This window comes from Algoriphagus sp. (genome assembly GCF_046296635.1).
Taxonomy (GTDB): domain Bacteria; phylum Bacteroidota; class Bacteroidia; order Cytophagales; family Cyclobacteriaceae; genus Algoriphagus.
This window is the reverse complement of record NZ_JBKBKZ010000012.1, coordinates 96,425-120,281: the sequence shown is the minus strand read 5'-3', so window position 1 is coordinate 120,281 and position 23,857 is coordinate 96,425. Positions and strand designations below refer to the sequence as shown.

19 protein-coding genes and 4 tRNA genes are annotated in these 23,857 nt (G+C 41.3%); 20 read left to right on the top strand and 3 right to left on the bottom strand.

The genetic code is table 11. The features are described from left to right. Positions 1-94: 94 nt before the first annotated feature. Positions 95-655 carry a ribosome recycling factor gene (gene frr / locus ACK4HU_RS11075; RefSeq protein ID WP_409806718.1) on the bottom strand — a complete coding sequence of 187 codons (561 nt, stop codon included), beginning with the start codon at positions 653-655 and terminating at the stop codon, positions 95-97. Positions 656-663: 8 nt separating this feature from the next. Continuing rightward, the gene (gene pyrH, locus ACK4HU_RS11070; RefSeq protein ID WP_409806716.1) at positions 664-1,377 is read right to left on the bottom strand and encodes a UMP kinase; all 714 of its coding nucleotides are present in this window, start codon (positions 1,375-1,377) and stop codon (positions 664-666) included. Positions 1,378-1,669: 292 nt separating this feature from the next. Here pyrH and ACK4HU_RS11065 point away from each other — a divergent pair, with 292 nt between their 5' ends. Continuing rightward, the gene (locus ACK4HU_RS11065) at positions 1,670-2,497 is read left to right on the top strand and encodes an SDR family NAD(P)-dependent oxidoreductase (RefSeq protein ID WP_409806714.1); all 828 of its coding nucleotides are present in this window, start codon (positions 1,670-1,672) and stop codon (positions 2,495-2,497) included. Between the two features lie 19 nt (positions 2,498-2,516). Here ACK4HU_RS11065 and ACK4HU_RS11060 read toward each other — a convergent pair whose 3' ends face one another. Beyond that, positions 2,517-3,011, bottom strand: coding sequence for an acetyl-CoA carboxylase biotin carboxyl carrier protein subunit (locus tag ACK4HU_RS11060; RefSeq protein ID WP_409806712.1), 495 nt, complete (start codon positions 3,009-3,011; stop codon positions 2,517-2,519). Positions 3,012-3,109: 98 nt separating this feature from the next. Between ACK4HU_RS11060 and ACK4HU_RS11055 the strand changes: the two genes are divergently transcribed. The 19 genes from ACK4HU_RS11055 to ACK4HU_RS10965 all read left to right on the top strand — a co-directional run bounded on the left by ACK4HU_RS11055 (position 3,110) and on the right by ACK4HU_RS10965 (position 23,525). Further along, complete coding sequence (locus ACK4HU_RS11055) at positions 3,110-5,701, top strand: M1 family aminopeptidase (protein ID WP_409806710.1); 2,592 nt, start codon at positions 3,110-3,112, stop codon at positions 5,699-5,701. Positions 5,702-5,855: 154 nt separating this feature from the next. Next, positions 5,856-5,938 (top strand) — tRNA-Tyr (locus ACK4HU_RS11050). A gap of 72 nt (positions 5,939-6,010) precedes the next feature. Continuing rightward, a tRNA-Gly gene (locus ACK4HU_RS11045) sits at positions 6,011-6,083 on the top strand. Between the two features lie 33 nt (positions 6,084-6,116). After that, positions 6,117-6,188: transfer RNA gene (locus ACK4HU_RS11040), tRNA-Thr, on the top strand. A 59-nt stretch (positions 6,189-6,247) separates the two neighbouring features. Further along, positions 6,248-7,435, top strand: coding sequence for an elongation factor Tu (gene tuf, locus ACK4HU_RS11035; RefSeq protein WP_409806708.1), 1,188 nt, complete (start codon positions 6,248-6,250; stop codon positions 7,433-7,435). Between the two features lie 111 nt (positions 7,436-7,546). Continuing rightward, positions 7,547-7,617 (top strand) — tRNA-Trp (locus ACK4HU_RS11030). 17 nt (positions 7,618-7,634) lie between these two features. Beyond that, positions 7,635-7,823: a preprotein translocase subunit SecE gene (gene secE / locus ACK4HU_RS11025; RefSeq protein ID WP_008203051.1), complete on the top strand. Its 189-nt coding sequence runs from the start codon at positions 7,635-7,637 to the stop codon at positions 7,821-7,823. Positions 7,824-7,836: 13 nt separating this feature from the next. Further along, a complete protein-coding gene (nusG, locus tag ACK4HU_RS11020) occupies positions 7,837-8,394 on the top strand; it encodes a transcription termination/antitermination protein NusG (protein ID WP_409806707.1) in 558 nt (185 codons plus the stop codon). 3 nt (positions 8,395-8,397) lie between these two features. After that, entirely contained in the window at positions 8,398-8,841 is a 444-nt protein-coding gene (gene rplK / locus ACK4HU_RS11015; protein WP_409806705.1) for a 50S ribosomal protein L11, read from the top strand. Positions 8,842-8,851: 10 nt separating this feature from the next. Further along, on the top strand, positions 8,852-9,550 hold the full coding sequence (rplA, locus tag ACK4HU_RS11010) for a 50S ribosomal protein L1 (RefSeq protein ID WP_409806703.1): 699 nt from the start codon (positions 8,852-8,854) through the stop codon (positions 9,548-9,550). A 2-nt stretch (positions 9,551-9,552) separates the two neighbouring features. After that, positions 9,553-10,095 carry a 50S ribosomal protein L10 gene (rplJ, locus tag ACK4HU_RS11005; protein ID WP_409806701.1) on the top strand — a complete coding sequence of 181 codons (543 nt, stop codon included), beginning with the start codon at positions 9,553-9,555 and terminating at the stop codon, positions 10,093-10,095. A gap of 39 nt (positions 10,096-10,134) precedes the next feature. After that, positions 10,135-10,518, top strand: a complete 384-nt coding sequence (rplL, locus tag ACK4HU_RS11000; protein WP_409806699.1) for a 50S ribosomal protein L7/L12 — start codon at positions 10,135-10,137, stop codon at positions 10,516-10,518. A 156-nt stretch (positions 10,519-10,674) separates the two neighbouring features. Then, positions 10,675-14,550 carry a DNA-directed RNA polymerase subunit beta gene (gene rpoB, locus ACK4HU_RS10995; protein WP_409806697.1) on the top strand — a complete coding sequence of 1,292 codons (3,876 nt, stop codon included), beginning with the start codon at positions 10,675-10,677 and terminating at the stop codon, positions 14,548-14,550. A 47-nt stretch (positions 14,551-14,597) separates the two neighbouring features. Then, the gene (gene rpoC, locus ACK4HU_RS10990; RefSeq protein ID WP_409806696.1) at positions 14,598-18,914 is read left to right on the top strand and encodes a DNA-directed RNA polymerase subunit beta'; all 4,317 of its coding nucleotides are present in this window, start codon (positions 14,598-14,600) and stop codon (positions 18,912-18,914) included. A 68-nt stretch (positions 18,915-18,982) separates the two neighbouring features. Further along, on the top strand, positions 18,983-19,297 hold the full coding sequence (locus ACK4HU_RS10985) for a DUF3467 domain-containing protein (protein ID WP_304902281.1): 315 nt from the start codon (positions 18,983-18,985) through the stop codon (positions 19,295-19,297). A gap of 315 nt (positions 19,298-19,612) precedes the next feature. Further along, the gene (locus ACK4HU_RS10980) at positions 19,613-20,146 is read left to right on the top strand and encodes a hypothetical protein (protein ID WP_409806694.1); all 534 of its coding nucleotides are present in this window, start codon (positions 19,613-19,615) and stop codon (positions 20,144-20,146) included. Between the two features lie 87 nt (positions 20,147-20,233). Further along, positions 20,234-20,797, top strand: coding sequence for a hypothetical protein (locus ACK4HU_RS10975; RefSeq protein WP_409806692.1), 564 nt, complete (start codon positions 20,234-20,236; stop codon positions 20,795-20,797). 29 nt (positions 20,798-20,826) lie between these two features. Next, positions 20,827-21,297 carry a hypothetical protein gene (locus ACK4HU_RS10970; RefSeq protein ID WP_409806690.1) on the top strand — a complete coding sequence of 157 codons (471 nt, stop codon included), beginning with the start codon at positions 20,827-20,829 and terminating at the stop codon, positions 21,295-21,297. Further along, positions 21,294-23,525 carry a trypsin-like peptidase domain-containing protein gene (locus ACK4HU_RS10965; RefSeq protein WP_409806688.1) on the top strand — a complete coding sequence of 744 codons (2,232 nt, stop codon included), beginning with the start codon at positions 21,294-21,296 and terminating at the stop codon, positions 23,523-23,525. Before ACK4HU_RS10970 ends, ACK4HU_RS10965 begins: the two co-directional genes overlap by 4 nt. Positions 23,526-23,857: the final 332 nt, after the last annotated feature.

Genomic DNA, 23,857 nt, shown 5'->3' with positions numbered 1-23,857 from the left:
ATTGGGATCTTAATTTTCTCAATTCCCTTAATGGTGAAAAACAAGAAGCCCGGCAAATTAGAATTTGCCAGGCTCCTTCCTCAGGTTTTGTAACTCAGACTTTCATGATATCTGCTTCTTTTTTCAGTAGAAGCTCATCCAATCTTGCAGAATACTGATCTGTTAATTTCTGAACCTGATCTTCAGCACGTTTAATAGCATCTTCAGGGGCACCGTCTTTTTGAAGCTTACGAAGCGATTCATTGGTCTCTTTTCTTACACTTCGAATGGAAATTTTGCCGGATTCACATTCTTGCTTGGATTGCTTGACCAAATTAATCCGACGCTCTTCCGTGAGTGCGGGAATCGTCAGCATAATGGTTTCCCCATTGTTTTGAGGTGCAAGACCAAGATCCGAATTGATGATTCCTTTTTCGATCTCTTGTATAAGATTCCTTTCAAAAGGTTTGATCGCAAGCGTTCTTGCATCAGGGGTAGTGACAGAGGATACTTGGTTGATCGGTGTGGGAGTTCCATAATATTGGACCATCACACCATCCAACATATTGGGCATGGCTTTGCCCGCACGGATTTTCAACAATTCTGATGCGGTATGATCCACCGCTTTTTGCATCAGTTCTTTTGCTTCGTCTAAGAATAACTCGATTTCTTCCATGATTTTATTCAGGATTTATCAGTGATTAATGTTCCAATTTTTTCTCCAAGTACGAGTTTGCTCAGATTATCGGCCTTATTCATATCGAAAACGATAATTGGCAGATTATTTTCCTGGCAAAGTGTGAAGGCAGTCATGTCCATCACATTGAGGTTTTTTTCATAAACCTCGCTAAAGGTAATTTGCTCGTATTTTGTTGCTGTCGGGTACTTTTCAGGATCTGCGGTGTATACACCGTCAACCCGAGTTCCTTTCAGTACAACGTCCCCTTCAATTTCAATTGCACGCAGTGCGGCTGTGGAATCTGTGGTAAAATACGGGTTGCCAATTCCTGCACCAAAAATTACGATTCTTCCCTTTTCCAAGTGACGGATTGCTCGTCTTCTGATAAAAGGTTCGCAGACACTTTCGATTTTGATTCCGGACATGAGACGGGTAAACATTCCGTTTTGCTCCAATGCACTCTGCAAAGCCATCGCATTAATCAAGGTAGCAAGCATTCCCATGTAATCACCTTGAACTCGGTCGATGCCTGATTTTTCAGCCTGTACTCCTCTAAAAATATTTCCACCTCCGATGACAATTGCTATTTCTACTCCCATAGCCTTCACTTTTTTAATTTCATCAGCGTATTGCTGAAGACGGGAAGGATCGATTCCGTAGTTTTTCTCACCCATCAGGGCTTCTCCACTGAGTTTGAGTAGAATGCGCTTGTATTTCATTTGTTTATATTTTTTTCTTTGAGGCCAAATGGAATCTCGCATGGGTTGATGTCATTTCTCTTTGTGAGGATTGAGTCATGCTCGATTTCATCTATTTTGGTGGTTGATTTCTAATGTTTTTTTCGGAAAAAAGCCCGAGACCTATTTGGATTTAGCTGTCAAATTTTGATCGAATCGACTCCGAAAAGTCTAAGCAATCCGACAAATATAATTTCTTCAACTCACAATGCTAGGCCCAAACTTAAAAATGGAAAATTGTAAGTTAACTTAGTAAGGCTAACAAATTGATTGAATGGACTTTTGGGTACAAAAAAGGGTTTGGATTATTGGAGCATCTTCAGGCATTGGGGAAGGTCTCGTACATGTTTTGGCAAGAAATGGTGCGGAACTCATTATTTCCGCCCGTAATGAAACCAAACTTCAAGAATTGAAAGATGCTTATTCGGAATCAGAAATTGAGTCGCTTTCATTGGATGTTGAATTGCGGTCTACTCTTGCTGAAAAATCCGAAAAGGCCTGGAACATTTACGGAGGCTTGGACTATGTTTTTTTGAATGCAGGAATGTCTGTCAGAGATTTGGTAGTGGAAAGTAAACTGGAAGTCGAGCGCAAGATCATGGACATCAACTTTTGGGGCCCGGTGGCCATCACTAAGAAGCTTTTGGAAAAAAGAGATGCAAATATTCCTCTTCATTTGGTTTTGACATCGAGTCTCAGTGGGAAATATGGTGTTCCAAAGCTTGCCGCATATGCCGCCTCCAAGCATGCGATGCAGGGATATTTTGATTCGCTGAGAGCCGAAACTTACGGATCAGGACTGTTCATTCACATTGTCATTCCTGGGTTTATTCGGACTAACATTACGGTGGTGGGACTTCGAGGTGATGGAAGTCAAAGCGGAAAGATGCAGAATGCTTTAGCTGAAGGCATGGATCCTGCGACTTGTGCCAAAGGAATTTTAAAAGGTTTGGAAAAAGGGAAGGATGAATTTGTAGTCGGTGGTTCTGAGCGATTTACCATCGGATTTAATCGGTTTTTCCCTGGATTAATGAAAAAGCTCATTCGATCCAATCCGCTTCAGCGGATCAAAAAGCTACGAAAATCAATTTTCCGAAAGTAAAAAGTCAGTATCCTTTGATTTAAAACTGGATCAAAACCTGATTTTTTTCAACGCTTTGTTTTAAAGAGACTTTGACCTCTTTGACTATTCCATCTCCGGGAGATTTGATGATGTTTTCCATTTTCATGGCTTCTAAAATTAAGACCACATCTCCTTTTTTGACTTCGTCACCAGCCTTCACTTTCAGGTCCAGAATCAATCCAGGCATAGGTGCTTTGATATTCTTGATGGCTCCTGATCCCGCAGCGTTCATTCCCATTTGCTCCAGCAAAATATCAAATCTGTCTTTCAACAGCAGCGTTGCAGTCTTGTGGCCCAAGCGGATTTCAAGAGTTTTTGTTTCTTGATCAAAAGAGATTAATTCTGCTTCAATTGATTCATTTCCTCTAATTAGATGGATATTTCGATCACCGATCCACTTCAAATCCCAGGCAATTGGATTTTGATTGACAAGGAACGAATCATCTGTTTTTTCGACTGAATGGATGGTGTTTTGAAGGATTACTGAAAACATTCCTGCTATTTTGGGGTGAATATTCATCTGTCGAGGAACTTGCCTCGTTTAGATTTTTCTCAAATATCAAACAAATGCAATCTAGGCCAAAGAAAATTTTGAACAACTATTTAATTTTAGGTTTTACGCTGGGAGTTTTTTTTGTCAGTTCCTGTAAAACTGAAAAGGCTGCTGTCCAACAAGTAACTGAAATTACCAATAAAGCGGAATCTGACAGTTTAGCCGGGGAAGACAAATTCAAAATCCTGAAACTGATTCGGGAAAAGGAATCATTAATTTCCGGATATCAGGCTAGTGCAAAGCGGGATTTTGATTTACTCCACACCGATTTGGACTTGGCGTTTGATTGGAAACGACAAGCGGTAATCGGTAAAGCGAGACTGAAACTGGTGCCCTTTTTCTATCCTCAGAAAGAGTTGGTTTTGGATGCCAAAGACTTTGAAGTAGGTGCTATTTTTCTCTTGAAGGGTGAAAATCAAAATAAATTGAATTATCGATACGACGAGAAACAGCTTAGAATCTATTTGCCTGAGTTTTTCACGTCCAAAGATACTTTTGAGGTAGAAATTAACTATACAGCCTTTCCTGAAAGAAATTCCGGTTCGGGTAGTGAGGCGATCACAGATAACAAAGGCTTGTATTTCATTGACCCTTTGGACACGATTCCAGGTAAGCCAAGCATGATTTGGACACAGGGAGAGACCGAACACAACAGCAAGTGGTTTCCTACCATTGACAAGCCGAACGAGCGGTTTACTCAGCTTTTCAAACTGACCGTTCCAGACTCGATGATCTCTGTCAGCAATGGGGAATTGATAAAACAGGAAAAGATCGGAAATGGACTTCGAATAGATCATTGGGAAATGAAATTGCCTCATGCGCCTTATTTAGCTGCGATTGCTATTGGTAATTTTGGAAAAGTAGAAGCGAAATGGAGAGATATTCCATTGGGATATTATGTGGAAAAAGGCTTTGAAAAAGGAGCGTCCAAAGTCTTTGAAAATACGCCGGAAATGATCGGGTTTTTCGAAGAAAAATTGGGAGTAAACTTCCCTTGGCCAAAGTATGATCAGATCGTAGTCCGGGATTTTGTGTCCGGTGCAATGGAAAATACCACGGCATCCATTTTCATGGAAGAGTTAAGATTGGATGTGCGAGAGGCGATAGATTCTGAGTGGGACTACATCATTGCGCATGAGCTTTTTCACCAGTGGTTTGGTGACTTGGTCACTACGGAATCCTGGGCCAATCTGACACTTAATGAAGCCTTTGCCAACTATAGCGAATACCTCTGGAATGAGCATAAATATGGAAATGACCAAGCAGCACTCAAGTTAGTTACCGAAATGGAAGGTTACTTTGCGGAGGCTGAAACAAAGCAGGTTGATCTGATCCGATTTAATTATGCTGATTCGGAGGACATGTTTGATTCGCACAGCTACAACAAAGGCGGGGTCATTCTTCATATGCTTCGTAAGCATCTAGGTGATGAAGCTTTTTTCAAAGGGCTAAATGAATATCTAGTAAAACATGCTTTCCAATCTGTAGAAGTCCACGATTTAAGGCTGGCTTTTGAAAAAGTAAGCGGTGAGGATTTGAATTGGTTTTTCAATCAATGGTTTTTGGACAAAGGACATCCAGAGCTCTTTTTCGAAGTAGATTATTCTCAGCCCGATAATATCCTGATCTCCGCATATCAAATTCAAGACTTGGAAAGTAATCCACTTTTTCAGCTACCGATTGAGGTCAGTTGGTATGAAAATGAAATGCGAAAAACCAAAACCTTGAAAATGACTCGGGCATTTCAGCAGTTGGCTTTGGAAAATGGAACTCCGGTCACGCAAGTGTATATAGATGAAGGAAAAAACCTACTTGCCCGAAGGACCCAAGAAGTTTCCGCAGGCCAGTACGCTGTTCAATTTAAAGAATCATCACTTGGGGTTGCAAGGTATGAGGCATTGGATAGCTTAGTGGTTCGGGAAGCTAAGGATCAATTGCTTGAGATTTTGCCTTTAGCGTTAAAAGATGATTTTTGGTCAGTGAGGGAGAATGTTCTTGGCTATTTGCAGAATGATCCGGAGTGGAGAACACAAATAATGGGATTGGAAGAAATGGTCTATGACTTAGCCGAGAAAGACCCAAAAAACTCAGTTAGGGCTGCTGCCATTGACCTATTAGCTACCTGGGATTCTGACAAGTATCAAACTACGTTTTTCCGATTATCCAACGATTCTTCCTACTTGATTGCCAGCTCGGCCTTGATGGGCTTGGTTGGGGCAGCCGAAAATCCTGTTGAACTAAGTGTGATAGAACGATTTGCTACGGACCGGAACTTTAGAATTACGATTCCAGTGGCAGAATATTACATCCTTCAAGGAGTAGCTGGTAAAGGCAAATGGTTTTTGGATCGTTTGGATCAGCTATCCGGGGAAGGGCTTTATTATTATTTAGGATATTTCAGTGAGTATTTTTCTCGTTATCCTGAAGAAGGAGAAATTTCAGCCAAAGCTAAGCTTTTGTCACAGATGGAAAATAATTCGAAAAGCTACCTTCGGCGAGGGGCTTTTCTCGCACTTCTCAGTTTCGCTGATGATCAAGAGATCATCGCTCAGATTAGTCGGCTAGTGGACAAAGAAACCGACCAAGAACTCAAAAACTATTACAATTATTTTCTGGATACGCTCAAGTGAAAAAATTAAACAGTTGATTTCTAAAACATTGAAATATAACCAGTGAAAAAGTTATCAATTTTAGAGAGCATCCTTTGATACTTTAACAAAAGGCTATAATTTTGCCATCCGTTAAGATAGGTAGGAGTCAAATCTGAAAGATTTTAGCGCAGTTGGGGGAATACCAAAGCGGCCAACTGGGACGGACTGTAAATCCGTTGACTTATGTCTTCACAGGTTCGAATCCTGTTTCCCCCACCTAGTAGCCTGAATGCGAAATTTTTTTTCTAGTTTTGCAGGGCTTTGAAATATCCGGCACGCCGGTTACAAGCGGGAGTAGCTCAGTTGGTAGAGCGGCAGCCTTCCAAGCTGCAGGTCGCGGGTTCGAGCCTCGTCTCCCGCTCTTTATTTTCTTCGGAAATTAAAGGGCAAAAAAGCCGACGTAGCTCAGGGGTAGAGTACTTCCTTGGTAAGGAAGGGGTCACGGGTTCAATTCCCGTCGTTGGCTCAATTACAGAGAATTATTATCTAAACATATCTTTAAACTTAAACTGAGGATTTTCACGCATGGCAAAAGCAACCTTCGACCGTTCCAAGCCGCACGTTAACATCGGTACGATTGGACACGTAGACCATGGCAAAACAACCCTGACTGCCGCCATCACTACCGTATTGGCTAAAAAAGGTCTTTCTGAACTGAGAGATTTCTCTTCAATTGATAACGCTCCTGAAGAGAAAGAAAGAGGTATTACTATTAATACTTCGCACGTAGAATATCAAACTGAGAACAGACACTACGCTCACGTAGATTGCCCTGGTCACGCTGACTACGTTAAAAACATGGTAACTGGTGCTGCCCAAATGGACGGCGCTATCCTTGTAGTAGCTGCAACTGACGGCCCAATGCCGCAGACCAGAGAGCACATCCTTTTGGCTCGTCAGGTAGGCGTACCTCAGCTTGTAGTATTTATGAACAAAGTTGATATGGTTGACGATCCTGAGCTTCTTGAGCTTGTGGAAATGGAGATCAGAGAACTTCTATCATTTTATGATTTTGACGGTGACAACATTCCAGTAATCGCTGGATCTGCACTTGGAGCTTTGAACGGCGAAGAGAAGTGGGTTGACACTGTAATGGAGTTGATGAATGCAGTTGATTCTTTCATTCCAATTCCTCCACGTCTAGTTGACAAAGAATTCTTGATGCCAGTAGAAGACGTATTCTCGATCACAGGTCGTGGTACTGTAGCTACAGGTAGAATCGAAAGAGGAGTAATTAACTCTGGTGAAGGTGTAGACATCATCGGTATGGGTGCTGAAGGCTTGAAGTCAACAGTTACTGGTGTTGAGATGTTCCGTAAGATCCTTGACAGAGGTGAAGCAGGTGATAACGTTGGTCTATTGCTTAGAGGTATTGAAAAATCTCAAATCAAAAGAGGAATGATCATTTGCAAGCCAGGCTCTGTGAAGCCTCACGCTCACTTCAAGGCTGAAGTTTATGTGCTTTCAAAAGAAGAAGGTGGACGTCACACTCCATTCTTCAACAAATACAGACCACAGTTCTACCTTAGAACTACTGACGTAACTGGCGAGATCAAACTTCCAGAAAACGTTGAAATGGTTATGCCAGGTGATAACGTAACTATCGAAGTTACTCTTCTAAATGCAGTAGCATTGGAAAAAGGTCTTCGATTTGCAATCAGAGAAGGCGGTAGAACAGTAGGTGCCGGTCAGGTTACCGAAATTCTAGACTAATCATACTTATTTTCAAGTAAACTATGCGATCCCAAATTAATTTGGGATCGCATTTGTTTCTAAAGACATTATTCCTAATTTTGCGTTCCCATTTACGGAGCGTTAATTCACACGGGCATAGTTCAATGGTAGAATAGCGGTCTCCAAAACCGTTGATGGGAGTTCGAATCTCTCTGCCCGTGCAGCAAGTAAGTAGACTATGAATCTTAAAAACTTTGTCCTAGAGTCATACGACGAAATGAAAAATAAGGTCACTTGGCCTAAATATTCATTTCTTCAAAATAGTGCCGTATTGGTGTTAGTTGCATCACTCATCTTCGCATTGTTTATCGGTGTGGTGGATTTGGGATTTGAGAACATCATGACATGGTTTTATGATTTATTCTAATTGACATTACAGAATGGCTGAACATAAGTGGTACGTACTCAGGGTAGTAGCGGGACAGGAAAAAAAGACGAAAACCTATTTGGATAACGAAATCCAAAGACAGAAAATCGAAGAATATATTCCTGAAGTGCTTATTCCTTCTGAGAAGGTATATGAAATGCGAAATGGCAAGAAGCGTGTTCGTGAAAGAAATTTCTTTCCAGGTTATGTTTTGGTCAACGCAGATCTTTCCAATGGTGAAGCCAATCACGTAATAACCAGCATTCCGGGTGTCATCGGGTTTCTTGGATCAAGCACAGGGGGAGCTTCCAAAACCCCTGAACCATTACGCCAATCAGAAATCAACCGTATTTTAGGTAAGGTTGAAGAGATTGATGAGTTTGCCGAGAAGCAGGACACACCATTTATAGTTGGAGAGGCCGTAAAAGTAATGGACGGACCCTTCAGTGGATTTACCGGGACAATTGAGGAGATATTTGAGGAAAAGAAGAAGCTTAATGTTATGGTTAAGATCTTCGGCCGAAATACTCCTGTCGAATTAAATTTTATACAAGTAGAAAAACAAGACTAAGCAATGGCTAAGGAAATCACTGGTTATGTAAAACTGCAGGTGAAAGGTGGCCAGGCTAATCCGTCGCCTCCAGTAGGTCCAGCTCTTGGTTCCAAGGGTTTGAACATCATGGAGTTCTGTAAGCAGTTCAATGCTCGTACCCAAGAAAAAATGGGTACCGTGCTTCCTGTACTGATTACGGTTTTTTCTGATAAGTCTTTTGAATTTGTAGTAAAAACTCCTCCTGCAGCAAACCTGCTTTTGGAAGCTGCAAAAATCAAAGGCGGTTCAGCAGAACCAAATAGAAAGAAAGTAGGATCAGTTACCTGGGATCAGGTAAAAGTGATTGCTGAGACGAAAATGCCTGACCTTAATGCTTTCAGAGTAGAATCTGCCATGAAAATGGTAGCTGGTACTGCACGAAGCATGGGTATAACAGTATCTGGTAAAGCCCCTTGGGAAGTATAAATAAAAAACAATGGCTAAGTTAACAAAAAAGCAAAAAGAAGCTCTTTCTAAATACGACGCAAGCCAAGTGTACTCCCTGGAGGCAGCTTCTTCACTGGTTAAGGAAATTACCATGACTAAGTTTGACGCATCCGTGGATGTTGACGTTCGTTTGGGCGTTGATCCTCGGAAGGCTGATCAAATGGTAAGAGGTGTAGTAGCACTTCCTCATGGCACTGGCAAAGACATCAAAGTATTGGTGCTTTGTACTCCTGATAAAGCAGCAGAAGCGACCGAAGCAGGTGCAGATTACGTAGGTTTGGACGATTACATAGCTAAGATCGAAGGCGGTTGGACTGACATTGATGTCATTATCACTATGCCTAACGTGATGGCTAAGGTAGGTAGGTTAGGTAGAGTATTAGGTCCTCGTGGCTTGATGCCAAATCCTAAATCAGGAACAGTTACTCTTGATGTAGCTAAAGCAGTAAAAGAAGTAAAAGCTGGTAAAATCGACTTTAAAGTTGACAAATTTGGAATTATCCATGCCGGTATTGGTAAAGTATCTTTCTCCCCTGAGCAAATCGAGGAAAATGTGAAAGAACTTATCATGACTATTTCCAAGCTGAAGCCAACTTCATCAAAAGGTACATATTTCAAAAGTATTCATTTGTCAAGCACAATGTCTCCGGGTATTGCTGTAGACAAGGGTAGCATTCAAGGTATTTAATCATGACTAGAGACGAAAAGAAAGTTATAATCGACAGTCTGACTGAGAAACTAAAGGAAAACCCTTTCTTCTACATCACTGATGCTTCCGGTTTCTCTGTAGCTCAAGTGAACGCGTTCAGAAGAACTTGTTATGAAAAAGGTGTGGAATACAAAGTGTATAAAAACACCCTTATCGCAAAAGCTCTTGAAAATCTGGATGCAGACTACTCCAAGTTAGCGAGTGGTGCATTGAAAGGGTTCTCTGGAATTATTTTCTCAAAAGAGACTAGTAACCTTCCAGCGAAAGTATTGCTGGATTTCAGAAAGAAAATAGGTAAAAAAGAGACTAGACCAGTATTCAAAGGTGCAGGTATCGATTCAGATGTGTTTCTGGGCGAAAACAACCTTGAGTTACTCTCTAACCTCAAGTCTAAGCAAGAATTGCTAGGCGATCTTATCGGATTGCTTCAATCTCCTGCTAAGAATCTTGTATCCGCATTGCAGTCAGGACAGAACAACCTTACTGGTGTTCTTAAGACTCTTGCTGAGCGAGAATCAAAATAATCTTATCAAATCATTCAAAAACAATTAAATAATAATACAATGGCAGATCTTACACAACTTGCAGAACAGTTGGTAAACTTGACTGTAAAAGAAGTTAAAGAATTAACAGACATCCTCAAGGATCAGTATGGCATTGAGCCTGCTGCTGCTGGCGCTGTAATGGTAGCCGGTGGTGGAGCTGGTGCTGGCGAGGCTGCTGCTGAAGAAGAGAAAACTTCTTTCGACGTAATCCTTAAAGCAGCTGGAGCTTCTAAGCTTGCAGTAGTGAAATTAGTTAAAGAATTGACCGGACTTGGATTGAAAGAAGCAAAAGATCTTGTAGACAGTGCTCCTAAAGCCCTTAAAGAAGGAATTGCTAAGGACGAAGCCGAAGCGTTGAAAAAGTCTCTTGAAGAGGCTGGTGCTGAAGTAGAGATCAAATAATTTGCTGATTTCGCGCCCTTAGGTTCGAAATTAGCCCTAAGACCTGACTTTCTAAGTCAGGTCTTTTCCTGTTTATGCTCAGGTTAATAATTGCATTATTCTAAGTGATTATTGTCACTTTCTGATATTAAATTTCACCATAAACTATACACTACCTTGGCTATCAAGAATCAAACCGAAAGGAAAAGTTTCTCCTCCATTAAGGTGGTCAAAGACTATCCCGACTTTCTCGATATTCAACTGCAGTCTTTCAAAGACTTTTTTCAGTTGGATACACCGGCGGAAAAGCGACGGGCTGATGGGTTGTTCAAAGTTTTCGCTGAAAACTTCCCCATCAGTGATTCCAGAGAAAATTTTACTTTGGAATTTATCGACTATGCAGTAGACCCACCTAAATATAGTGTGGAAGAGTGCATCGATAGAGGATTGACCTACTCTGTACCGTTGAAAGCTAAATTAAGGCTTCTTTGTCATGATGAGGACAATGAGGATTTCGAAACCATCGAGCAAGAGGTGTTTCTTGGAAATCTTCCTTACATGACCGAAAAAGGTTCCTTTGTAATCAATGGAGCAGAGCGAGTAATTGTTTCCCAATTGCACCGTTCTCCAGGAGTATTCTTTGCTCAAAGTAAGCATACCAACGGTACTAAGCTTTACTCCGCAAGAATTATCCCATTCAAAGGTTCGTGGATTGAATTTGCAACTGACATCAACAATGTCATGTATGCCTACATCGACCGTAAAAAGAAATTTCCGGTTACCACGCTTTTAAGAGCAATCGGTTACGGTTCTGACAAAGATATTCTGGATTTGTTTGGATTATCCGAAGAGGTTGCTGCAACCAAGGCTGCTCTCAAAAAAGTAGGAGGTCGAAAATTAGCCGCAAGAGTATTGAGAACTTGGGTAGAGGATTTTGTTGATGAGGATACTGGTGAAGTAGTTTCTATCGATAGAAATGAAGTTCTCCTTGAGCGAGACTCCGTTCTTACTGAAGAAGACATTGAAATGATTTTGGATTCAGGTTCCAAGTCCATCATTCTCCATAGAGAAGATGTGAACGTGGCCGATTTCTCTATCATATATAATACACTACAAAAAGATAACTCCAACTCTGAAAAAGAAGCGGTAGAAGTTATCTATCGTCAGCTTAGAAATACTGAAGCTCCTGATGAAGCTACAGCTCGTGAAGTAATTCAGAGTTTGTTCTTCTCAGACAAGCGATATGATCTAGGTGAAGTAGGACGATACAGAATCAACAAAAAGCTGGGACTCGATATCGAGCCTGAAAAAATTGTTTTGACCAAGCAGGATATTATTTCCATCGTGAAATATTTGATCGGTTTGATCAACTCAAAAGCTGTTGTTGATGATATTGATCACTTGTCAAACAGACGTGTGAGAACTGTAGGTGAGCAGTTATATAGCCAGTTTGGTGTTGGTTTGGCTAGAATGGCCAGAACAATCCGAGAAAGAATGAACGTGCGTGACAATGAAGACTTCAAACCAGTCGATTTGATCAATGCAAGAACACTTTCATCGGTTATCAACTCCTTCTTCGGTACCAACCAGCTTTCTCAATTCATGGATCAGACTAACCCTCTGGCAGAGTTAACTCACAAGAGAAGACTTTCAGCTTTGGGTCCAGGTGGTCTTTCCAGAGAAAGAGCAGGATTTGAGGTTCGTGACGTTCACTACACGCACTACGGTCGTCTGTGTACAATCGAAACTCCAGAAGGTCCAAACATCGGTTTGATTTCTTCCCTTTGTGTTCATGCGAAAGTAAATTCCATGGGCTTCCTTGAGACTCCTTATAGAAAGGTAGCTGACAGCAAAGTAGGGATGAAATTAGATGACATTGTGTTCCTGACCGCAGAAGAAGAAGACAACCATAACATCGCTCAGGCAAATGCACCCCTTGATGATGCTGGAAAATTCATCAATGAAAAAGTAAAAGCAAGGTTTGAAGGGGATTTCCCGGTTCTTGAGCCAAGCGAAATTACTTACATGGATGTTGCTCCAAATCAAATTGTATCTGTTGCGGCATCGTTGATTCCATTCTTGGAGCATGATGATGCCAACCGAGCCTTGATGGGTTCTAACATGCAACGTCAGGCAGTTCCATTGTTGAAAGCTGAAGCCCCAATCGTGGGTACAGGTTTGGAAGCAAAAGCTGCAATTGACTCAAGAGCACTGATTATCGCGGAAGCAAATGGTGTTGTTGAATATGTAGATGCTAAGAAAATCACCATCAGATACGATCTGACTTCAGATGAACTTTTGGTGAATTTCACAAATGAATATAAGAGCTACGATCTGATTAAATTCAGAAGAACTAACCAGGATACTACGATCAATTTGACGCCTTTGGTGTTGAAGGGTGAAAAAGTAGCGAAGGGACAAGTTCTTGTAGAAGGTTATTCTACCAATAATGGGGAGTTGGCTTTGGGTAAAAACCTAAAGGTGGCTTACATGCCTTGGCAAGGATATAACTTCGAAGATGCGATCGTAATCTCTGAGCGCGTAGTTCGTGAAGATGTCTTTACTTCCATTCACGTCGAAGAATTCCAATTGGAAGTTCGTGATACCAAACGTGGTGAAGAAGAATTGACTTCTGAAATTCCAAACGTCTCTGAGGAGGCTGTGAAGCACTTGGACGAAGATGGAATTATCCGAATCGGAGCTGAAGTAAAAGAAGGCGATATTATTATCGGTAAAATCACTCCAAAAGGTGAAACTGATCCAACTCCTGAAGAGAAACTCTTGAGAGCAATCTTTGGTGACAAAGCTGGTGACGTGAAAGATGCTTCTTTGAAAGCTTCTCCATCCTTGAACGGTGTGGTTATCGAAACCAAATTATTCGCTAGACCTAAAAAGGATAAGGATAACAGAGCAAAGTCAAAAGCTGAAGTTGAAAAATTGAAAGGTAAATATTCCAAGGATCTCCTAGGAATTAGAGCTCGAATGATCAACAAGTTGGTGACGATTCTTGATGGCAAAACTTCTTTGGGAGTTCGTCACAAGTTTGGTGATGAAATCATTACCAAAGGCACCAAGTTTAATCTGAAGAACATTGAAAATAATCTTTTCCCTGCTAAGAATCCTTATAGAGATGAGTCTAACTACAATGTACCTGAGGAAGCAAACTTGATTTCAGACATCATTTTGGATGACTGGACTGATGATGCACATACCAATTCATTGGTTGTGAAATTGGTGAAGAACTTCGTCAATTCTAGAAACGAGATTTCCGGTCTATTCAAGCGTGACAGATTTACACTTGAAGTAGGTGATGAATTGCCGGCTGGTATCGTGAAGCTTGCTAAAGTTTACATCGCTAAAAAGCGTAAGCTTAAAGTGGGGGATAAAATGGCAGGTCGTCACGGAAACAAAGGTATTGTTGCGCGTATCGTAAGAGACGAAGATATGCCTTTCCTAGAAGATGGAACTCCAATGGATATCGTATTGAACCCACTCGGGGTACCGTCGCGAATGAACATCGGACAAATCTTCGAAACTGTATTGGCTTGGGCTGGTCAGCGAATGGGCAAAAAATACGCAACTCCGATTTTCGATGGTGCTACTTTAGAAGAAGTTGCAGCAGAATTGGAGCTGGCTGGAGTTCCTGCTTATGGAAGAACTTACCTGTATGATGGTCTTTCTGGAAACAGATTCGATCAGCCGGTTACAGTAGGTGTTTCTTATATGTTGAAACTTGGTCACTTGGTTGATGACAAGATGCACGCACGTTCTATTGGTCCATACTCGCTTATTACGCAGCAGCCGCTGGGTGGTAAGGCGCAATTTGGTGGTCAGCGTTTTGGAGAAATGGAAGTTTGGGCACTGGAAGCATTTGGTGCATCACACGTTCTCCAGGAGATTTTGACTGTAAAGTCTGATGACGTAATCGGTAGAGCGAAAGCTTATGAAGCGATCGTGAAAGGTGAAAACCTTCCTAAACCAAACATTCCTGAATCATTCAATGTATTGGTTCATGAGTTGAGAGGTTTGGCTCTTGAAATTACCTTAGATTAATTTGGCTCATAGGGCGAGCAATCGCCCTTAACATATCTCAAATAACTATGTCGTTTAGAAAAAATAAAAAACTCAACAACGATTTTTCCAGAGTTACGATCAGCTTGGCCTCTCCAGAATCTATTCTGGATAGTTCAAACGGTGAAGTAACCCAGCCAGAGACAATCAACTACAGAACCTACAAGCCTGAAATGGGTGGATTGTTCTGTGAGCGGATCTTTGGCCCTGTGAAGGACTGGGAATGTCATTGTGGTAAATACAAAAGAATCAGATACAAGGGCATCATCTGCGACCGTTGTGGGGTAGAGGTGACTGAGAAAAAAGTGCGTCGTGAGCGCATGGGACATATCGAGTTGGTAGTTCCTGTAGCACATATCTGGTACTTCAAATCTCTTCCTAATAAAATCGGATATCTTCTTGGACTTCCTACCAAAAAACTTGACCAGATTGTATACTACGAGCGTTATGCTGTAGTGCAGCCAGGTATCAAAGCAGAGGAAGGAGTTCAATATTTGGATTTCTTGACTGAGGACGAATATTTGGACATCATGGACAAGCTTCCTAAGGAAAACCATGCCCTTGATGATGCTGATCCAAATAAGTTTATTGCCAAAATGGGTGCTGAGGCACTTGAAATGTTGTTGGCAAGACTTGACCTGGATGATCTTTCTTATTCACTTCGTCACCAGGCAGCAACAGATACTTCGCAGCAGCGTAAAGCTGAGGCCTTGAAGCGTCTGAAAGTTGTTGAAGCATTCCGTGATGCAAGAACTAGAATCGAAAATCGTCCTGAGTGGATGGTGGTTCGAATGGTTCCTGTGATTCCACCGGAATTGCGTCCATTGGTTCCTTTGGATGGTGGTCGTTTTGCGACTTCCGATTTGAATGATCTTTATAGAAGAGTAATCATCAGAAATAACCGTCTGAAGCGATTGATCGATATCAAAGCTCCAGAGGTGATTTTGAGAAACGAAAAGCGAATGTTACAGGAAGCTGTGGATTCACTTTTTGATAACTCCAGAAAAGTAAATGCGGTAAGATCCGATGGAAACCGTGCCTTGAAGTCCCTTTCTGATATGTTGAAAGGTAAGCAAGGTCGATTCCGTCAAAACTTGCTCGGTAAGCGTGTGGATTACTCCGGTCGATCTGTGATCGTCGTAGGACCTGAATTGAAGCTTCACGAGTGCGGTCTTCCTAAAAATATGGCAGCTGAGCTTTTCAAGCCGTTTATCATCAGAAAACTGATCGAAAGAGGCATTGTTAAGACAGTAAAATCTGCCAAGAAAATTGTTGATCGTAAGGATCCAGTAGTTTGGGATATTTTGGAAAACGTATTGAAAGGACACCCTGTTCTTTTGAACCGTGCTCCAACACTTCACAGACTAGGTATTCAGGCGTTCCAACCAAAATTGATCGAAGGAAAAGCAATCCAGCTTCACCCATTGGTATGTACTGCATTCAACGCCGATTTTGACGGTGACCAGATGGCAGTTCACGTACCACTTGGACACGAGGCAATCTTGGAAGCTTCGACTTTGATGCTTTCTTCTCATAACATCCTTAACCCTGCTAACGGAGCTCCGATTACGGTGCCTTCTCAAGACATGGTTCTTGGTTTATATTATGTGACTAAGGGCAAAAAATCCACTCCTGAAGAAATCGTGGCTGGTGAAGGCATGACTTTCTACAGTCAGGAAGAAGTGATTATTGCTTTGAACGAAGGCAAAATTTCCAAGCACGCGAATATCAAATGTAAGGTAAGAGTGAAAGATGCACAGGGAGTAATCGCTGATAAAATCATCGAAACTGTTGCCGGTCGTTTGATCTTCAACCAATTCGTGCCTGAGGAAGTAGGGTATGTAAACGAACTTTTGACTAAGAAAAAACTTCAGCAGATTATTGCGGAGGTGGTGAAAGTTTGTGGTATAGCTCGTACTGCTCAGTTCTTGGATGATATTAAGCATCTAGGATTCCAAATGGCTTACCAGGGTGGTTTGTCAATGGGATTGAATGACGTCATCATCCCTGATGAAAAAGTACCGATGATCGCAAAGGCTAAAGAGGAAGTGGACCAAGTTTGGAACAACTACCTCATGGGTCTGATCACGGACAACGAACGATACAATCAAGTAATTGATATCTGGACTCGTACCAACTCTCATTTGACTAATAATCTAATGAAGCAGATGGAAGAGGATAAGCAAGGATTCAACGCCATCTATATGATGATGCACTCAGGAGCTAGAGGTTCCAGAGAGCAAATTCGTCAGCTCGGTGGTATGAGAGGTCTGATGGCTAAGCCTCAGAAAAACCTTCAAGGTTCCGTAGGTGAAATTATTGAAAACCCAATTTTGTCCAACTTCAAAGAAGGTCTGGATGTATTGGAGTACTTCATCTCTACTCACGGTGCTAGAAAAGGTCTTGCGGATACAGCTTTGAAAACTGCCGATGCGGGATACTTGACTCGTCGTCTGGTAGATGTTGCTCAGGATATGATTGTCACAGAAGAGGATTGCGGTACCCTTAGAGGTCTTGTAGTTCAGCCTTTGAAAGACAATGAAGAAATCGTTGAGCCTCTTTCTGAAAGAATCCTTGGTCGAGTATCGGTACACGATGTGTATGATCCGATCACAGATCAATTAATTATCCCTGCTGGAGTAGAAATTGGAGATGACGTTGCCAAAATGGTTGACGAATCTGCTATCGAAGAAGTAGAGATCAGATCAGGATTGACTTGCGAAACCAGAAGAGGAATTTGTGCAAAGTGCTATGGAAGAAACCTTGCTACCGGTAATATGGTACAGGCAGGTGAATCTGTTGGTGTAATTGCAGCACAGTCTATCGGTGAACCTGGTACTCAGCTTACTTTGAGAACATTCCACGTAGGTGGTACTGCTTCCAACATGGCTGTTGATGCTTCTATCAATGCTAAGTTTGACGGTGTGATCGAATTCGATGAAGAATTGAGATACATCGAGACGACAAACAAAGACGGCGAAGCAGTGACTATGGTCATGGGTCGTTCTGGAGAAATTAAGATCAATGAAGCGAAAACTGGCAAAACCTTAGTTTCAAACCACGTACCTTACGGTGCGATGTTGAATGTCAAGGATGGACAGAAAATAGCAAAAGGTCACTCACTATGTACTTGGGATCCTTACAACGCAGTTATCCTTTCTGAATTTGACGGTAAAGTTGAATTCGAGGCAGTCGTAGAAGGTATCACTTACAAAGAAGTTGCCGATGATCAGACTGGTTTCCGTGAGAAAGTAATTATTGAAACTAAGGATAGAACAAAGAACCCTGCGATCATCATCAACTATGGTGAAGATGCTAAATCTTACAACATTCCGGTTGGAGCTCACCTTGCTGTGGAAGCTGGTGAAAAAGTGAAGTCCGGACAAATCTTGGTGAAAATCCCAAGATCAGTAGGTAAGACAAGAGATATTACCGGTGGTCTTCCACGAGTTACAGAATTGTTCGAAGCAAGAAACCCATCCAATCCGGCTGTAGTTTCTGAAATCGACGGTGTGGTAACTTACGGTGGTATCAAGCGTGGTAATAGAGAGATCATCATCGAATCAAAAGATGGTGTGATCAAGAAATACATGGTATCCCTTTCGAAGCACATCTTGGTTCAGGAAAATGACTTCATCCGTGCGGGTGAGCCATTGTCGGATGGAGCAATTACTCCAAACGACATCCTTTCCATCAAAGGACCAACTGCTGTTCAGGAATATTTGGTAAACGAAATCCAGGAAGTTTACAGACTTCAGGGTGTGAAGATCAATGATAAGCACATCGAGGTAATCGTAACCCAAATGATGCAGAAAGTAGAAATTCTGGATGCTGGTGATACAGGATTCCTTCAGAATCAAATCGTAGATAAGTGGGCGTTCCGTGAGGAAAACGACAATATCTTGGACAAGAAGGTGGTAATGGACGCGGGTGATTCTTCTACTTTGAAGCCAGGAATGATCATCTCTGCAAGAAGATTGAGAGACGAGAATTCTAGCTTGAAGCGTAAAGATCTGAAGCTAGTCCAAGTAAGAGATGCTGAAACTGCGGTTTCCAAGCCAACTCTTCAGGGTATCACTGCAGCATCTTTGGGAACTGAAAGTTTTATTTCTGCAGCTTCCTTCCAGGAAACTACCAAAGTGCTTTCCGAAGCAGCTATCAGAGGTAAGCGTGATGAGCTATTGGGCTTGAAGGAAAACGTGATCGTAGGTCATTTGATCCCAGCAGGTACCGGTCAGCGAAGATTGCGTAATCTGATCGTTGGATCTCAGGAAGAATACGATAAGCTTTCTGAAAACATGGAGAAGACATCTTCTTCCAAAAGATCAAGCGAAGCTATCCTTTAATAGCATTAGTATATAAATCAAAAGGCCTGTACTAATCATACAGGCCTTTTTTTAATCCTAAAAACAATATGGAAGACAACAAAAGACTTGATCAGCAGATCAATGTGGAGCTATCCGAAGAAGTCGCCGAGGGAGTTTATTCCAATTTGGCGATGATTGCTCACTCCAATTCTGAATTTGTAATTGATTTTATCCGATTGATGCCGGGAGTGCCTAAGGCTAAAGTGAAGTCCAGAATCATTGTGACTCCGGATCATGCCAAAAGATTGCTAGCTGCACTCAAAGATAATATTGAAAAATACGAGGCTGCCTTTGGCAAAATCAACCAAGGTGGAGGAGCTCCTTCATTTCCGATTTCATTTGGAACTCCGGGGGAGGCTTAGTTTTTAGCTGAAAAGCTAATAAAATAGTTTTCATTATCGCCTCCGTGAGTGTCTCACTCACGGAAAATCGGTAATTTGAATCCAGTTGAGGTAAAGATTCACCTGAAGGTGTTCTGGAGGGCAAATTTCTCCGCCAAGGCCTGTGTCCGCACAGACCTTTGTTTTTCCAGCTGGACTCTCTTTTTCGCTGGATGTTTTCGTATTCAGTTATAATTCAGGCAGCTGTGTTTGGTTCTTTTTATCTTTTTTTATAACTAGTTGAAGCGTTCTGGTCACTTTTGCCGTCCATAGGTTAGTAAACTAATTTTTGATTGTATGAAAAACGTATTCACATTATTGCTATTAATCTTTGGGGTGACAGTTTCATCCTGCCAAGAAAGTGATCTTTCTCCTGACCCAAGAATGGAATTTCAACTGGTTGTATTAAATGAACTGGGTGAAAGAACCAATTCTTTAAATGCCGGGGAGGATTTTTCGATAGGCTTAGATCTAATCAACCATACCAAGGACACGCTGTATTTTTCATGGAGTGATTACAGACGGCTTTTAACGCAGTTTTACGGAAGGGAAGATTTTTTACAGGTGTATAAGATGGAATCTGAGACCACGAATCTTATCGGGAAACCCTACGATTCAAAAATCTCGCTCAATTTTGTCGATATTAATCTCCCAGCGACAAAAATTCCCCCTCGGGGAGAACGAGAAATGATATTTGGCTTTTTTTGGTCCTTCCGGCCGGAAAACCAGCCCATCAAAAAAGGGAAGTATTTCTCGTCTTTTACGGATACCGCCGATCTAGAAGGGGTTGAAATCTTTATAGACACATCTATAGAATTTGAAATGGATTAAAAATTGGCAATTTATCTTTTTTGTAATTTGTTGAAGCGTTTTGGTCACTTAGACCGTCTTTAGGATAGTGCACTAATTTTTGATTGAATGAAGAACGTATTCACATTATTGGTATTGTTGATTGTGATGACAGTTTCATCCTGCCAGGAAAGTGAAGTTCCAAGAGCCCCTGTAGAAGTAGAGTTCCAACTCACAGATGCTGATGGTAAAGCCACTGCCATATTTCAGGAGGGAGAAGATATTCTTTTTGATTATAAAATCATTAACCTAATAGACGAAACAGTCACTTGGTATTTTGATAGTGCGTTTAGTTACCACAATATGTTTACTGTTTATAAAGTTGAGAATCCAAGTCCCGAGAGGCCGGGCGGCGAAATAATAAAAATTGGCACTCCGCAAACTTCACAAATTCAAAGAGACGCCAGACTGGGGAGAATTATTCCTGCCAGTGGAGAAATGCGTATCCTAATGTCGTGGAAAGGAAATAGTGAAAACACATACATGTTCGATAATTGGTTAATTTATTATCATGAAAGGGAAAGCCTTTCACCGGGAAAATACTTTGTGGAATTCGAACAGGGGATCACCTTTGCCCAGTATGAGGCTATTTATCGAAAGTTTAAAATTGATTTTGAGGTTAGGAGTAGATAGATTAATAGAATTAAGAAACTCCAATGGTTATGAAAAAGATGCCAAATCTCAGCTTATTAACATTTGGTACAATTAAAAGCTGTAAGAAGGCGATTGACAATAAATGCACGTTTATGAAAAAGATAGTTTTACTAATATTGTCAATCGGTTTTTTTTCATTTAGTTGCGAAGACCAAGATTTACATTCAGACTGCTTACACGGCAAATATATCGGAGACTATTGCGAAGGGGCAGTTATTCAAATCCTGGATGATCATAAAATCGGAAGGGATTGGAATAATCCTTTTACAACTTTTGGGCCAGAAACCTATACAAACTCTGTAGTGGCAAGTATAGATACTTTAATAGCTAAGGAGATAGATCCTGATTTTTTTTCCCCAGGTGTGGAATTTTACTTTAAATACAGGGATGGAGGATATGTAAGAAAGCAATTTAGTAATTGCGAACCATCTGCATTTATTACTATTACATTCATTTCAGAAAACCCCTGCCTGAAATGAAAACTAGGAATAACCTTGTCCTATTAATTATTGCGGTGTTTCTGATACTTTCTGCCAACATAGCGAATGGTCAGATACAAAACAGGATCATTGAGCCGAAAGCAGCTGGAGAGCACGGTGTGAAAATAAACCAAACCAATTCCATTTCGGGTTATATACTTCCCAATATTGATGTGCAGGAATTACTTAAAGAGGATTCAACAGAGAAATCTCAAGGAAAACCATTTAGGTTTGGTAAGGCGACTAAGGTAAATGTCGATTTTATCAACGCGGCTACAAAGGTTACTAACAAAGATACAACATTGATGTTTTATCAAATTACATCAAGAAAAGCATTCAGTATAAACCTCATTTTTGATAAATTTCTGCTGGCTTCAAATGCAAGTCTCCTAATTTATAATGAAGACAGATCAATGGTTTATGGTCCTATTGAAAAAGGGAATAACCCTGAAAATGGAATCTTTTGGTCAGATTTAGTCAAAGGTGAAAGTATAATACTTCAACTTACATTAATTGGTGAGGATACAAAAGAAACAGAAATACACATTGAAAAGGCTATCCATGGTTACAGAAATACATTTGTCGGTTTTGGTCAGTCTGCTGATTGTAACAGAGACATTGCCTGTCCTGAGGGTAACGATTGGAGGATTGAAGGGAATTCTGTAGGAATGATACTTTTGGCAGATGGCACTAGGTTTTGTTCAGGTTCATTATTGAATAATGTCTGTCAAAATCTTGAACCTAATTTTTTAACAGCATTTCATTGTCTTGATCTGAATCAGAATGGATTATTGGTAGATGCTGAAAGAAATCAGGTCAATAACTGGGTGTTCCGATTCTTATATGAAAGTCCAAGTTGTGGGGGTGGAGATAACGTGGTGTTCCAATCGATAAACGGCTCTGCGTTTAGGGCAGCTTTTCAGCCTACTGATTTTGCATTGCTTCTTCTTAATAATCGCCCAACTGGTGAAGTTACTTACGGAGGCTGGTCAAGAGTTAATGTGGCTGCAACTTCTGCAGTGGCCATACACCACCCTGCTGGGGATGTTAAGAAAATATCAATCGATGATAATCCTTTGACAAATGTTGATGTAACGACAACATGGGTAGTGGATGCTTTTGGTAATCCAACAGTTCAATACCCTCCTAATACGCACTGGAACACCGTTTTTGATAGCCCTGCTATAGGTATAGACGCAAGTACTGTTCAGCCAGGGTCATCTGGTTCACCAATTTTTAATCAAAACCATCAAGTTGTGGGACAACTACATGGAGATTATTTAAATACAAACAATGATTATTGTGAAAATAGGCGTGGGCAATACGGTAGATTTGACGTATCCTGGACAGGAGGCGGAACAAATGCCACAAGATTAAGTAACTGGCTTGATCCTAATAATACTGGGGCGATGACGACCAACACAATTAATATCCCTAGTATAGTCGGTCCTGACCTCCTCTGCTCTCCAGGTTCCTTTACCCTTCAAAATCTTCCTGCCGGAAGTACTGCGACTTGGTCAGTAATCCCTGCCTCCCAATTTGTCAATGGTTCCGGTACGGGAACATCGGCCTTTATGCAGCTGTCAGGAAATTACACTGGCATTCGGGCCCCCAGAATTGTCTTTACTATTTCTACTGACTGTGGAGACATTCAGGTGGATAAGACCTTTTGGATAGGGCCACCTCAAGTCACCTATCACCCACCGGGAGAGAATCCCTGTCTCGCCAATCCGTATTACTCTACCATCAGCCTGCCCGGATTTACATACAATTGGTCAGTGGATAATCCCAATGTATGGTTGACGAGCAATGGCCAATCCATCACTTCAGTACTGTCGTATAATCCGGAGTATTTTAACATCACTTTGGAAATTTCCGATGGGAACTGCACCACCAGCCGCACAATCAGCTCCTATACCGATGGATATTATTGTCAATGTTTTTCTGATCCTGCCTGTGGCAATGAGTTGGCGTTAAAGGTCTATCCCAACCCAGCCTCAGAAATGATCACCGTAGAATTGGATACGGCCAATGTTTCTTCAATTGACCGTGGATTCGCTCAATACGAATTGAGATTGTATACCACATTAGGTGAAGAACTCCTTTCCCAGAAAGTGACTTCAGCCAAGACCCTACTTGAAGTACGATCCCTTAAAAACGGGTTTTACTATATACATCTAATTCATAAAGAAGGCATTCTCAGAAAGCAAATCCGAATTGAGCGTTAGAGTCAGCGATAAGGATATTTCGGAGTAAAAGCAATCGCTGCTCACAACATAGGTCTGTGTCCGCACAGACCTATGTTTTTCCAGTGGGGGCTCGATTCACCTTGGATGTTTTCGTATTCAATTGCAATTCAGTTAGCTGTGTTTGGGTTTTTTTATCTTTTTTTTGTAATTTGTTGAAGCGTTCTGGTCACTTTTGCCGTCCATAGGGTAGTAAACTAATTTTTGATTGTATGAAATCGAGCATGACCCAAAGCGACACACAGAGGAATGATTATCTGTCATGCGAAGATTCCACCTGCCTGCCGGCAGGCAGGTGTGGCCTCTAAAAATCA

Coding starts and splice junctions, on each gene's coding strand:
- rplJ (WP_409806701.1), top strand. CDS start 9,553: ATGACTAGAGACGAAAAGAAAGTTATAATCGACAGTCTGACTGAGAAA.
- frr (WP_409806718.1), bottom strand. CDS start 655: ATGGAAGAAATCGAGTTATTCTTAGACGAAGCAAAAGAACTGATGCAA.
- ACK4HU_RS10980 (WP_409806694.1), top strand. CDS start 19,613: ATGAAAAACGTATTCACATTATTGCTATTAATCTTTGGGGTGACAGTT.
- ACK4HU_RS10965 (WP_409806688.1), top strand. CDS start 21,294: ATGAAAACTAGGAATAACCTTGTCCTATTAATTATTGCGGTGTTTCTG.
- tuf (WP_409806708.1), top strand. CDS start 6,248: ATGGCAAAAGCAACCTTCGACCGTTCCAAGCCGCACGTTAACATCGGT.
- rplA (WP_409806703.1), top strand. CDS start 8,852: ATGGCTAAGTTAACAAAAAAGCAAAAAGAAGCTCTTTCTAAATACGAC.
- ACK4HU_RS10985 (WP_304902281.1), top strand. CDS start 18,983: ATGGAAGACAACAAAAGACTTGATCAGCAGATCAATGTGGAGCTATCC.
- ACK4HU_RS11060 (WP_409806712.1), bottom strand. CDS start 3,011: ATGTTTTCAGTAATCCTTCAAAACACCATCCATTCAGTCGAAAAAACA.
- rplL (WP_409806699.1), top strand. CDS start 10,135: ATGGCAGATCTTACACAACTTGCAGAACAGTTGGTAAACTTGACTGTA.
- rpoC (WP_409806696.1), top strand. CDS start 14,598: ATGTCGTTTAGAAAAAATAAAAAACTCAACAACGATTTTTCCAGAGTT.
- pyrH (WP_409806716.1), bottom strand. CDS start 1,377: ATGAAATACAAGCGCATTCTACTCAAACTCAGTGGAGAAGCCCTGATG.
- ACK4HU_RS10970 (WP_409806690.1), top strand. CDS start 20,827: ATGAAAAAGATGCCAAATCTCAGCTTATTAACATTTGGTACAATTAAA.
- rplK (WP_409806705.1), top strand. CDS start 8,398: ATGGCTAAGGAAATCACTGGTTATGTAAAACTGCAGGTGAAAGGTGGC.
- ACK4HU_RS11065 (WP_409806714.1), top strand. CDS start 1,670: ATGGACTTTTGGGTACAAAAAAGGGTTTGGATTATTGGAGCATCTTCA.
- ACK4HU_RS10975 (WP_409806692.1), top strand. CDS start 20,234: ATGAAGAACGTATTCACATTATTGGTATTGTTGATTGTGATGACAGTT.
- secE (WP_008203051.1), top strand. CDS start 7,635: ATGAATCTTAAAAACTTTGTCCTAGAGTCATACGACGAAATGAAAAAT.
- nusG (WP_409806707.1), top strand. CDS start 7,837: ATGGCTGAACATAAGTGGTACGTACTCAGGGTAGTAGCGGGACAGGAA.